Annotated in this window: 10 protein-coding genes; 3 read left to right on the top strand and 7 right to left on the bottom strand. The window is 60.6% G+C overall.

The window, feature by feature from the left end; genetic code table 11:
• Nucleotides 1-11: 11 nt before the first annotated feature.
• The 3 genes from xseA to leuA all read left to right on the top strand — a co-directional run bounded on the left by xseA (nt 12) and on the right by leuA (nt 4,559).
• Nucleotides 12-1,391 carry an exodeoxyribonuclease VII large subunit gene (gene xseA / locus ACQY47_RS19980; protein WP_058422672.1) on the top strand — a complete coding sequence of 460 codons (1,380 nt, stop codon included), beginning with the start codon at nt 12-14 and terminating at the stop codon, nt 1,389-1,391.
• Nucleotides 1,392-1,394: 3 nt separating this feature from the next.
• Nucleotides 1,395-2,216 carry a peptidoglycan DD-metalloendopeptidase family protein gene (locus ACQY47_RS19975; RefSeq protein WP_428551261.1) on the top strand — a complete coding sequence of 274 codons (822 nt, stop codon included), beginning with the start codon at nt 1,395-1,397 and terminating at the stop codon, nt 2,214-2,216.
• Nucleotides 2,217-2,879: 663 nt separating this feature from the next.
• Nucleotides 2,880-4,559, top strand: a complete 1,680-nt coding sequence (gene leuA, locus ACQY47_RS19970) for a 2-isopropylmalate synthase (RefSeq protein ID WP_395600635.1) — start codon at nt 2,880-2,882, stop codon at nt 4,557-4,559.
• Between the two features lie 153 nt (nt 4,560-4,712).
• Here leuA and ACQY47_RS19965 read toward each other — a convergent pair whose 3' ends face one another.
• The 7 genes from ACQY47_RS19965 to ispG form a co-directional block, all read right to left on the bottom strand.
• Nucleotides 4,713-5,504, bottom strand: coding sequence for an amidohydrolase (locus ACQY47_RS19965; RefSeq protein ID WP_428551257.1), 792 nt, complete (start codon nt 5,502-5,504; stop codon nt 4,713-4,715).
• Nucleotides 5,492-6,640, bottom strand: coding sequence for a pyridoxal phosphate-dependent aminotransferase (locus tag ACQY47_RS19960; RefSeq protein ID WP_428551254.1), 1,149 nt, complete (start codon nt 6,638-6,640; stop codon nt 5,492-5,494). The genes ACQY47_RS19965 and ACQY47_RS19960 overlap by 13 nt, the downstream gene beginning before the upstream one ends.
• Nucleotides 6,641-6,776: 136 nt before the next feature.
• Nucleotides 6,777-8,246: a ribosome biogenesis GTPase Der gene (gene der, locus ACQY47_RS19955; protein WP_053135513.1), complete on the bottom strand. Its 1,470-nt coding sequence runs from the start codon at nt 8,244-8,246 to the stop codon at nt 6,777-6,779.
• Between the two features lie 135 nt (nt 8,247-8,381).
• Entirely contained in the window at nt 8,382-9,533 is a 1,152-nt protein-coding gene (gene bamB / locus ACQY47_RS19950; RefSeq protein WP_428551250.1) for an outer membrane protein assembly factor BamB, read from the bottom strand.
• Nucleotides 9,526-10,167, bottom strand: a complete 642-nt coding sequence (locus ACQY47_RS19945; RefSeq protein ID WP_017135953.1) for a YfgM family protein — start codon at nt 10,165-10,167, stop codon at nt 9,526-9,528. Before ACQY47_RS19945 ends, bamB begins: the two co-directional genes overlap by 8 nt.
• A 41-nt stretch (nt 10,168-10,208) precedes the next feature.
• Complete coding sequence (hisS, locus tag ACQY47_RS19940) at nt 10,209-11,498, bottom strand: histidine--tRNA ligase (RefSeq protein ID WP_017135952.1); 1,290 nt, start codon at nt 11,496-11,498, stop codon at nt 10,209-10,211.
• Between the two features lie 21 nt (nt 11,499-11,519).
• Complete coding sequence (gene ispG, locus ACQY47_RS19935) at nt 11,520-12,629, bottom strand: flavodoxin-dependent (E)-4-hydroxy-3-methylbut-2-enyl-diphosphate synthase (RefSeq protein ID WP_056858733.1); 1,110 nt, start codon at nt 12,627-12,629, stop codon at nt 11,520-11,522.
• Nucleotide 12,630: the final 1 nt, after the last annotated feature.

Here is a 12,630-nt window from a genome sequence, read left to right as displayed (position 1 = left end):
GATCGCTCCTCATGATTAAAGATCCGTTTGCCCGCTTGGGCCTGGACCGCGAAGTCCTGACTGTCAGCCAGCTCAACGGCCGCGCGCGGGTGTTGCTGGAAGACGTGTTCACCAATATCTGGGTCGAAGGCGAGATCTCCAACCTCGCCCGCCCGGCTTCCGGCCATGTGTATTTCACCCTCAAGGACAGCGGCGCCCAAGTGCGTTGCGCGCTGTTTCGCAACAACGCCGCACGGGTGCGCCAGGCGTTGAAGGACGGCCTGGCGGTGAAGGTGCGCGGCAAGGTCTCGCTGTTCGAAGGCCGGGGCGACTACCAACTGATCCTCGACACCGTGGAACCTGCCGGCGATGGCGCGCTGCGTTTGGCCTTTGACGCGTTGAAGGAAAAGCTCAGCGCCGAAGGCCTGTTCAGCGCCGAGCGCAAGGTGCCGCTGCCGGCGCACCCTCGGCGCATTGGGATTATCAGCTCGCCGACGGGCGCGGTGATTCGCGACATCATCAGCGTGTTCCGTCGTCGTGCGCCGAACGTTGAACTGACACTGATCCCCACCGCCGTACAGGGCCGCGAAGCCATCCCGCAGATTGTGCGCGCGCTGAAACTGGCGGATGCGCGCGGTTTCGACGCGTTGATCCTGGCCCGAGGCGGCGGTTCGCTCGAAGACCTGTGGTGCTTCAATGAAGAGGCAGTGGCCCGCGCGGTGGATGCTTGCGTGACGCCCATCGTCAGCGCCGTCGGCCATGAAACCGACGTGTCGATCTGCGACTTTGTGGCGGACGTGCGCGCCCCCACGCCCTCCGCCGCCGCCGAATTGCTCGCGCCAGATGCCAGCCACTTGGTGCGCCAAGTCGAAAACCTGCACCGCCGCCTGGTGATGCTGATGCGCAACCGTCTGAGCCATGATCGCCTGCGCCTGGAAGGCATGGCCCGCCGCCTGCGTCACCCTGGCGAACGTCTGCGCCAGCAAGCCCAGCGTTTGGACGACCTGGACATGCGCCTGCGCCGCGCCTTCGAGCGCAGCCTCAATACCCGTCGCGAACGCCTGATCCGCCTCGAAACCCGCCTCGCAGGCCAACACCCCGGCCGTCAACTGGCGTTGCTGCGCCAGCGCCTCGATAGCCTCGCAGAACGCCTGCCCCGCGCCATGCGCGAAGGCCTCAAGGCACGCCGCCTGCAGTTGCAAAGCCAGGTGCAGACGCTGCAGGTGGTCAGCCCCCTTGCGACCCTGGGCCGTGGCTACAGCATCCTGCTGGACGAGCGCGGCCAGGCGATCCGCAACGCCGCGCAAACCCACACCGGCCAACGCCTGACCGCGCGGCTCGGCGAAGGCCAATTGCAGGTGCGGGTGGAAGATAACCACCTGACGCCCGTCACCCTTTCGTTACTGGATTGATTGATGCCACGTTTATTTAGCCTGCTGATGCTCTTGTGCCTGACCTTCAACGCCCACGCCGACAGCTACATCACGCGGTTGCTGAACAAGCCGGTGCCGGGTGGCGTCGCGGTGATTGACCTGGGCACTTCAACGGCCGCGCCTAAAGCCACCTACCAGAACCGGCCGGTGCTGGTGGTCAAGGAGCAGAACAACTGGCTGGCGATTGTCGGCATTCCACTGACGGTCAAACCCGGCACCGAGCGCATCACCAGCGGCGGGCGGAACTTGCCGTTTGTGGTGGGCTTCAAGAAATACCCCGAACAGCACATCACCTTGAAGAACAAAAGCCAGGTGAACCCGGCCCCGGCGCAACTCAAGCGCATCGAGGGCGAACTGGCCGTGCAGCTCAAGGCTTACCGCAGCTTCAGTCCGAACACACCGAGCAACCTGCTGCTGGACAAACCGGTCAACGGGCCACTGTCGAGCAAGTTCGGCGTGCGCCGCTTCTTTAATGGCGAGGAACGCAACCCGCATTCGGGCCTGGACTTTGCCGTGGGCGCAGGCACGCCGATCAAGACGCCGGCGGCGGGCAAGGTGATCCTCACCGGCAATTACTTCTTCAACGGCAACACCGTGTTCGTCGACCATGGCCAGGGCTTTATCAGCATGTTCTGCCATATGTCGAAGATCGACGTCAAAGTCGGCGACCAACTGGCACGTGGCGCGGTGGTGGGCAAGGTCGGTTCCACTGGCCGTGCAACCGGGCCGCATATGCATTGGAACATCAGCCTTAACGATGCGCGGGTCGACCCGGCGATCTTTATTGGCGCGTTCCAGCCCTGATAAAAATATTCAACCTACCGGCCTCATCGCGGCATAGGTATCTACACAACTTTTAAAAGCAGCCTATTTCTCCTGTGGCGAGCAGGCTTGTCCTGCGTTGGGCTGCGAAGCAGCCCCAAAAACAGACGCTGAGTACTTTCAGCAAAATTGCCGTGCCTGTACTGGGGCCGCTTCGCAGCCCAACGCAGGACAAGCCTGCTCGCCACAACAGCCCACCTGCCACAGACTTCGTGTTAACCGGTTGTGTAGATACCTATGCTCATCGCGGGCAAGCCTGGCTCCCACAGGTGAACGCGATTCCCTGTGGGAGCCGGGCTTGCCCGCGATGACGCCAGGCCTGCCAGCCCAATTGCGCGCCCGATAAGTACCGCGCAATAAAAATAAACCCCACACTCAATAACCGACACAAAATATCGAATCCTAGCCAAATAGCAGAACTTATCTCAATTTTTCCCGACTGCTTGCCATCTTTCACCCCTGCGGTTAGGGTTGAGCTTATGAAAACCTCTCACACCCTCATTCAGCTCCGCCAGCACCGCAGCCTGTGCCTCGTCAGCGCACGACTGCCAGGCTGAATCGATCTGCCTCGTCCCAAGCTTCGCCCCCAATAACAGTTTTACGGCAGGCCGCCTTTTCTCGGCCCCTACTACAAAGGATTTCCCGATGAGCATGCTCAAAGACCCGTCTTCGAAGTACCGCGCGTTCCCGACCATCGATATCCCGGACCGCACGTGGCCGTCGAAGACCATCACCGAAGCGCCGATCTGGTGCAGCTCCGACCTGCGTGATGGCAACCAGTCGCTGATCGAGCCGATGGACGCCGCGAAAAAGCTGCGTTTCTGGAAGACCCTGGTGTCTGTAGGCGTGAAGGAAATCGAAGCCTCGTTCCCGGCCGCGTCGCAAACCGACTTCGACTTCGTGCGCACCTTGATCGAAGACAACCACATCCCCGAGGACACCACCATCCAGGTGCTGACCCAGGGCCGTGAAGACCTGATCGCACGTACTTTCGAATCCCTGCGCGGCGCTAAAAAGGCCATCGTGCACTTGTACAACGCCACATCGCCGTCGTTCCGCCGCATCGTGTTCAACCAGGACAAAGATGGCATCAAGGCCATCGCGGTCAACGCGGCCAAGCTGTTCGTCAAATACGCCGCCCAGCAGCCGGAAACCCAGTGGACCTTCGAGTACTCCCCGGAGACCTTCAGCGCCACGGAGCTGGAGTTCGCCAAGGAAGTGTGTGATGCGGTGATCGAGGTATGGAACCCGACGCCAGAGCACAAGATGATCCTCAACCTGCCGGCCACGGTTGAATGCGCGACACCCAACATCTATGCCGACCAGATCGAGTGGTTCGGCCGCCATATCAACCGTCGTGACAGCGTGATCATCAGCCTGCACACCCACAACGACCGTGGCACTGGCGTGGCCGCCACCGAGCTGGGCCTGATGGCCGGCGCTGACCGTGTCGAAGGCTGCCTGTTCGGCAACGGCGAGCGTACCGGTAACGTCGATCTCGTGACCGTAGCCTTGAACATGTACACCCAAGGCCTCGACCCGCAGCTGGACTTTTCCGATATCGACGGCGTGCGCAAAGTCGTCGAGGAGTGCAACCAGATTCAGGTGCACCCACGTCACCCGTACGTCGGCGACCTGGTGCACACCGCATTCTCCGGCTCCCACCAGGACGCAATCCGCAAGGGCTTTACCCAGCAGAAAGCCGACGCGCTGTGGGAAGTGCCGTACTTGCCGATCGACCCGGCGGATATCGGCCGCAGCTACGAGGCGGTGATCCGCGTAAACAGCCAGTCGGGCAAAGGCGGCATCGCCTACCTGCTGGAGCAGGAGTACGACATCAGCTTGCCACGCCGCATGCAGATCGAGTTCAGCCAAGTGGTACAGGCCGAGACCGACCGCGTGGGCCTGGAGATGACTGCACCACAGATCTACGCCTTGTTGCAGCGTGAATACCTGCAAGCCAACACCCCGTACGCGCTGGTCAGCCATCGCCTGCAGGAAGAAAACGGCAATAGCACCGTGGAAGTGGAAGTCTCGGGCAAGGGCCAGGGCGAAACCAACCTGCGCTGGAACGGCAAGGGCTACGGCACTTTGGAAGCGCTGGTTGCGGCGCTGCCGATCAAGGTTGAGATCATGGACTACAACGAACACGCGATCGGCGCCGGCACCCATGCCAAGGCGGCGGCCTACATCGAGTTGCGTGTGAACGGCGAACGCCCGGTGCATGGTGTGGGGATCGATGAAAACATCACCACGGCGAGCTTCAAGGCGGTGTTCAGTGCGCTGAACCGCTCGTTGAGCCAGTTGGAAGCGAAGGCGGCGTAAGCACTGTCGCGGTAATGCAAAAGGCCCCTGGGTGAGAATCCAGGTGCCTTTTTTATTTGTGGTGTCTGCTAGGGCCTCATCGCGGGCAAGCCCGGCTCCCACATTTGGAATGCATTCACCTGTGGGAGCGGGCTTGCCCGCGATAGCGGTCTGTCAGACAAACTGAAAGTCATCGGCATCCAGATTTGCCGGAAACCTGGTGCGATACGCTGCCAGCTCTGCCGCATTCAGGCACACCTGAAACACCCCGTCCGCCTCCCCCGCACTCAGCAAGGTCTCACCCTGAAAATCCAGCACCTGGCTGTCCCCGGTGTAGGCAAAGCCCTTGCCATCGGTACCCACCCGATTGACTGCCGCTACGTAACACAGGTTCTCGATAGCCCGCGCTGGCAGCAAGCGGTTCCAGTGCTGACGCCGCGCTCCCGGCCAGTTCGCGGTGTACAGCAGCAGGTCAGTGTCCTGGGAATCACGGCTCCACACCGGGAAGCGCAGGTCGTAGCAAATCAACGGGCGTATACGCCAACCCTTCAACTCGAACTGTACCTGGCGCTCGCCGGGCGTGTAATGGTCGTGCTCGCCAGCCATACGGAACAGGTGACGCTTGTCATAGTGCAACACTTCCCCGTCCGGGCGTGCCCATAGCAGACGGTTACGGTGGCTGCCGTCGGCTGCCTGGATGATCACGCTGCCGGTGATCACCGCGTTGTACTTCGCCGCCTGGGCTTGCAGCCAATGATGAGTCGGGCCATGTTCCGGCTCGGCAAGGGTTTGCGACTCCATGGAGAAACCGGTGGTGAACATCTCCGGCAGTACAATCAGGTCGGCGCCTTTGGCCTGCTCCAGCAACAGTTCGAAATGTTCGAGATTGGCCTGACGGTCATGCCATACCAGGCTGGTCTGGACCAAGGCGATATTCAGGTCGGGCAATGCAGTCAAATCACGCATAGTTTCTCCGCCGCGTGTTGCAGCGTCTCCTCGCGTTTGGCAAAGCACAGGCGCACCAGGCGCTGGCCTTGCGGCGGGCTCTGATAGAACACCGAGACGGGGATGGTCGCCACGCCGTGTTCGCGGGTCATCCACAGTGACATGGCGACGTCATCCAGGTCGGGGCGAATCTGCGAGTAATCCACCAGTTGGAAGTAAGTGCCGGCCACCCGGGTAAAGCTGAAACGCGACGGCGCCAGCAGGTCGCAGAACAGGTCGCGCTTGGCCTGATAAAAGGCCGGCAATTGCTCGACGTGTTCCGGGTGTTCGGCCATGAAGTCAGCCAAAGCGTACTGCAAAGGGGTCACGCCGCAAAAGTTGACATATTGATGCACCTTGCGCAGCTCGGCGGTCAGGGCCGGGGGTGCGACCACGTAGCCGGTTTTCCAGCCAGTGACGTGGTAGGTCTTGCCGAAGGAGCTGACCACAAACGCCCGCTGATATAACTCTGCATGGGCCAGCACGCTGACATGGGGCACGCCATCGAACACCAGGTGTTCGTAGACCTCATCGCTGATCAGGTAGATATCGCGGTCGCGGATCAGCTCGGCCAACTGGTCCAGCTCGGCCCGGCTGATCAGGGCGCCGGTGGGGTTGTGTGGCGAGTTGAGGATGATCATGCGCGTGCGCGGTGAGAGCGCGGCCTTGACCCTGTCAAAGTCGAGCGCGAAGCCTTGCAGGCTCAATTGCACATGCACGCAACGGCCACCGGCCAGTTCGACCGACGGCTCGTAGCTGTCGTAGCTGGGGTCGAACACGATGACTTCATCGCCGTTGCGGATGACCGCCTGGATCGCGCAAAAGATCGCCTCGGTGGCGCCTGGGGTGATGGTCACTTCGCTGTCGACATCCACCGTGGCGCCATAACTGCGGGCGATCTTGGCCGCCACTTGTTGGCGCAACACGGGCAGGCCGGTCATCGGTGCGTATTGGTTATGGCCGAGGGCGATATGCTTGCCCACGGCATCGAGCAACCCTTGAGGGCCATTAAAATCGGGAAAGCCCTGGGACAGGTTAAGCGCGCCGGTTTCGGCAGCCAATTGCGACATTGTAGTAAAAATGGTGGTGCCGACATTCGGCAGCTTGCTGGTGATCATGGAAGCCCCCCTTCGGGTGAGCTGCAAGTTTTAAGCTGCAAGCTACAAGCAGGTCAAGCGACAAACTAACGCGCACAAAAAAGGGCTCCAAAGGAGCCCTCTCTTGCAGCTTGTAACTCACAACTTGAAGCTGCTGCTATTTCTTGTCGCGGCGCTTCTTGTCGGCCTTCTTGTGGTGAGTCATCAAACGACGCTTCTTGTTCACCTGACGGTCAGTCAGTGTGTTCTTGTTGCCTTCGTATGGGTTCTCGCCACCCTTGAACTCGATACGGATCGGCGTACCGACCAGTTTCAAGACACGGCGGTAGGTGTTTTCCAGGTAACGCACATAGGACTTGGGCACCTTCTCGATCTGGTTACCGTGGATCACGATAATCGGCGGGTTGGCACCACCCAAGTGGGCGTAACGCAGTTTGATCCGACGGTTGTTGACCATCGGTGGCGCGTGCTCACCGACCGCATCTTCCAGGATCTGGGTCAGGCGGTTGGTCGGCCAGCGAGTAACCGCAGACTTGAACGAGTTCTGCACGGACGCGTAGAGGTTGCCCACGCCGGTGCCGTGCAGTGCCGAGATAAAGTGGATATCGGCGAACTCGACGAAGAACAGCCGACGTTGCAGCTCGATCTTGACGAAATCGCGCTCGCTCGGCGTCATGCCGTCCCACTTGTTGATCGCGATTACGAGGGCACGACCGGCTTCCAGGGCAAAGCCCAGCAAGTTGAGGTCGTGGTCCACCACGCCTTCGCGGGCGTCCATCACGAAGATCACCACGTTGGCGTCTTTGATCGCCTGCAGGGTTTTGACCACCGAGAACTTTTCAACTTCCTCGTGGATCTTGCCGCGCTTGCGCACACCGGCGGTGTCGATCAGCGTGTACTTCTCGTCGTTACGTTCAAACGGGATGTAGATACTGTCGCGGGTAGTACCCGGCTGGTCATACACGATGACCCGGTCTTCACCGAGCATGCGGTTAACCAGGGTCGACTTGCCGACGTTCGGACGGCCGATGATGGCGATCTTGATACCGTCTTTTTCGCTCGGGCCAGGAATGCGCTTGGCTTCCTCACCTTCGGCAACGATCTCTTCCTCGCCCTCTTCTTCCTCAGCGTCATCCTTGGGGAAGTCGCGCAGGGCGATTTCCAGCATCTGGGTGATGCCGCGACCGTGGGCACCGGCGACCGGGATCGCATCGCCCAGGCCCATCGGGCTGAATTCGGCACGGGCCGCTTCAGGATCGATGTTATCGATCTTGTTGGCGACCAGATAGGAACGCTTGTTGCGCTTGCGCAGGTGCTCGCCAATCATCTGGTCGGCAGCGGTGTAGCCCGCACGGGCGTCCACCAGGAACAACACGACATCGGCTTCTTCGATAGCAAGCAGCGACTGCTCGGCCATCTTTTCGTCCATGCCATGCTCGTCACCGGAGATACCACCGGTGTCGACAATAATGTAGGAGCGCCCTTGCCACTTTGCCTCACCGTATTGGCGATCACGGGTCAGACCGGACAAGTCGCCAACGATGGCGTCACGAGTCCTGGTCAGGCGGTTGAACAAGGTGGACTTGCCGACGTTAGGTCGGCCCACCAGGGCGATTACGGGAACCATGCGGCTCTCCACTTCGTTATTTCAGAAAATACAAAAGCCGCTGCAAGGCAGCGGCTGGTGCTCGGGGCAGCATAGTCAAATGCCGCATGCCCCGCCGAAGCGGGGCCGCCTGGGTTTTACCCCAAGCATAGTTGCTTACTTGATGGTCAGGGCTTCCAGCTTGCCGCTGTTGCCAAACACGTAAAGCATGTTACCCACAACCAGCGGACGCGCACGCAGACCGTCGCTGTCGATACGCTCGCGGCCGACAAAACGACCGTCTACCTGGCTCAGCAGGTGCAGGTAACCTTCGAAGTCACCTACCGCTACGTAGCTGGAGAACACTTCCGGTGCCGACAGTTGACGGCGAGCCAGGGAGTCGTTGCTCCACAGCGCAGTGGTTGAACGCTCGTCGACACTTTCAACGGTGCCGGAAGCGAGGCTTACGTAGACGCTGCCGAACCCTTGGGCGACACCGGCGTAGCTGGAAGCATCACGCTGCCAGTTGATGCGGCCGCTTTGCAGGTCCAGCGCCGCAACACGGCCCTGGTAAGTGGCCACGTAAATGGTTTCACCCGACAGCAGCAGGCCGCCGTCGATGTCCACTACGCGGTCCAGCTCGGAGCGACCTTGCGGGATGGCCACACGGGTTTCCCAGGCCGGCACGCCGTTCTGAGTATCCAGGGCGACCACTTTACCGGTCGACAGGCCAGCAACGGCCAGGTTGTTCGTCACAATCGGACCACTGGTACCGCGCAGGGTCAACACCGCCGGAGTGCTGTCATACAACCAGCGCTGGTTACCGGTGGCGGCATCCAGGCCGATCACACGGTCATCCTGGGTTTGCACCACGACGATATCGCCGTTGGTGGCAGGCGCGGAGAGCACTTCACTGGTCACGCGAGCGCGCCATTTCTCTTCACCCGTTGCCGAGTCCAGAGCCACCACGTCGCCTTTAAGCGTACCGATCAGCACCATGCCGTAGCCGACGCCCACACCACCGGAAACCGGCAGCTCGAGGTCTTTCTTCCACTTCACGTCGCCATTCATACGATCCATGGCCATGACAACGCCAGTGGAGTCAGTGGCCACGATGTTTTCGCCGTCGATTGCCGGCTGCAACAAGTTGTACAGGTCGCCCTGGCCGTCACCGACGGAGCGGCTCCACTGCTTTTGCAGGACCACTTCTTCCTTGAAGCTGGTCAGCTCGGCAGGAGGCAGTTCTTTTTTACTGTTGCTGCTGCAACCCGCGGCCAGAACGGCCAGAGCCAGCAATGCTGCATGTTTCCAACGGATCACGTCACGCATCCCCTTTGGCCAAGTCGTCCAGCTTGATTTGTAAGCCACCGACCGCTGCTTCATCAGACAGCGCCGCCTTGGCTTTTTGGTACGCAGCATGGGCTTCGTCGGTACGACCCAATTGGACCAACAGGTCGCCCTTGAGCTCTTCACGAGTGGCCACAAATGCCTTGTCAGCATCGCCGTCGAGCAGTTTGAGTGCTTCGTCAGCCTTGTTCTGTGCCGCCAATACCTGCGCCAGGCGCTGACGTGCGATTTCACCCAGGGTCGGGTTGGTCGGTTTGTCGGCGATGGCCTTCAGCTCGGTGGCTGCGTCATCCAGCTTGCCGGTGTCGACCGCAACTTTCGCGACGAACAGGCTGCCGTACTGGGCGTAGGTGCTACCGCCAAATTCGTTTTTCAGCTTGCCGGCAAGGTCCGCCACTTGGGCTGGATCAGGCTTGCCGTCCGGCGTCAGCGTGGTTTCCAGCAATTGCTGATAGAGGATCGAGGCGCCTTGGGACTGGTTGGCCTGATACTTGTGCCAGGCTTGCCAGCCGAACACCACCACTAAAGCCAGCAGACCGCCAGTAACCAGGGGCTTGCCGTTACGCTGCCACCAGTCCTTGAACTCGGCCAGTTGCTCATCATCAGTACTCGACACCCCAATACTCCTTAATCGCTAAATTCGGCTGTTCGACAGCTTCAACCCTGCACGACGCAGGTGGCCAAGTGCGCGGCGAGCGCATCAAAGGCAATGTTCTGTTGCTCGCCCTGGCCACGCAGGGGTTTGAAACCTATCACTTGCTGGGCCAGTTCGTCATCGCCGAGGATCAGCGCATACAGCGCGCCGCTCTTGTCGGCCTTCTTGAACTGGCTCTTGAAGCTGCCGGCGCCGGCATTGATCTGCAGGCGCAGGTTCGGCAGTTGGTCACGCACTTTTTCGCTCAGGGCCAGGGCTGCCAGTTCGGCGGCCTCGCCAAAGGCGCATAGGTACACGTCCACCTGACGGGAGATTTCTTCCGGGACCTGCTCCAGGGTTTCCAGCAGCAGGATCAGCCGCTCGATGCCCATGGCGAAACCTACGCCGGTGGTCGGCTTGCCGCCCATTTGCTCAACCAGGCCGTCGTAGCGACCACCGGCACACACGGTGCCCTGGGCGCCGAGTTTGTCGGTGACCCACTCGAACACGGTCTTGCTGTAGTAATCGAGGCCACGCACCAGTTTAGGGTTGATCACGTAGGGAATACCGGCCGCATCCAGGCGAGCCTTGAGGCCCTCGAAGTGCACGCGGGATTCGTCGTCCAGGTAGTCGGCCATTTTCGGCGCGTCGACCAGTACGGCTTGGGTGTCGGCGTTCTTGGTATCGAGGACGCGCAACGGGTTGGTTTTCAGACGGCGCTGGCTGTCTTCATCCAATTTGTCCAAGTGAGCAGACAGATACTCGACCAGGGCAACGCGATAGCGACCCCGGGATTCGCTGGTGCCCAGGCTGTTGAGCTCAAGCTTGACCGCGTCGCGGATGCCGAGCAGGCCCCACAGGCGCCAGGTCAGCACGATCAGCTCGGCGTCGATGTCCGGACCATCGAGGTTGAACACCTCGAGGCCGATCTGGTGGAACTGGCGATAACGGCCTTTCTGCGGGCGCTCGTGGCGGAACATCGGGCCGATGTACCACAACTTCTGCGGCTGGCCACCACCGGTGAGGCCATGCTCGAGCACGGCACGCACGCAGGCGGCTGTACCTTCCGGACGCAGGGTCAGGGAGTCACCGTTGCGATCTTCAAAGGTGTACATCTCTTTTTCGACGATGTCGGTCACTTCACCGATGGAGCGCTTGAACAGCTCGGTGAACTCGACGATCGGCATGCGGATCTGTTTGTAACCGTAGTTATCCAACAGGCGCGCGACCGTGCTCTCGAAGTAGCGCCACAGTGGCGTCTGCTCCGGCAGGATGTCGTTCATGCCACGAATGGCTTGCAGAGACTTGCTCACATCTAATCCTTAAATTCGTTCTTAGCCGCGCGCGATCAGCGCTGCGTCAGCCGCAACCTTTTCAGCTGCTTTCTCGCGGATCAGCTTTTCCAGATGATCCACGAGATTCTCATTCGTCAGTTTCTGCGACGGCTTGCCGTCGATGTAAATCAGGTTCGGTGTACCGCCAGTCAGGCCCACATGGGCTTCCTTGGCTTCACCCGGCCCATTGACCACACACCCGATCACCGCCACATCCAGCGGCACCAGCAGGTCTTCGAGGCGCAGCTCCAGGTCGTTCATGGTTTTCACCACGTCGAAGTTCTGCCGCGAGCAGCTCGGGCAGGCAATGAAGTTGATGCCACGGGAACGCAAACGCAGGGATTTGAGAATGTCGTAGCCGACTTTCACTTCCTCTACGGGGTCTGCCGCCAGGGAGATGCGGATAGTATCGCCAATCCCTTCGGCGAGCAGCATACCGAGACCCACCGCAGATTTCACTGTGCCTGAGCGCAAACCGCCCGCTTCAGTGATACCCAGGTGCAGCGGCTGCACGATTTCCTTGGCCAACAGGCGGTAGGCTTCTACCGCCATGAACACGTCGGAGGCCTTTACGCTGACCTTGAAGTCCTGGAAATTCAGGCGTTCAAGGTGCTCGACGTGGCGCAATGCCGACTCAACCAGCGCGGCTGGGGTTGGTTCGCCGTACTTTTTCTGCAGGTCTTTTTCCAGCGAACCGGCGTTGACACCGATACGGATGGGAATGCCACGGTCACGTGCCGCGTCCACCACGGCGCGCACACGGTCTTCGCGACCGATGTTGCCCGGGTTGATGCGCAGGCAGTCCACACCCAGCTCGGCCACACGCAGAGCGATTTTGTAGTCGAAGTGAATGTCGGCGACCAGCGGAACCTTGACCAGTTGCTTGATGCGGCCAAAGGCCTCGGCAGCGTCCATGTCCGGTACGGATACGCGCACGATGTCCACACCGGCGGCTTCCAGACGGTTGATCTGGGCGACTGTGGCGGCAACATCATTGGTGTCGCTGTTGGTCATGCTCTGCACTGCGATAGGGGCATCGCCACCTACCGGTACGGAGCCGACCCAGATCTTGCGCGATACGCGACGTTTGATTGGAGATTCGCCGTGCATG

Origin of the sequence: Pseudomonas edaphica (assembly GCF_965277385.1) — a bacterium.
In the GTDB taxonomy this organism is placed as follows: domain Bacteria; phylum Pseudomonadota; class Gammaproteobacteria; order Pseudomonadales; family Pseudomonadaceae; genus Aquipseudomonas; species Aquipseudomonas edaphica.
This window is presented reverse-complemented; position numbering and strand designations above follow the sequence as displayed.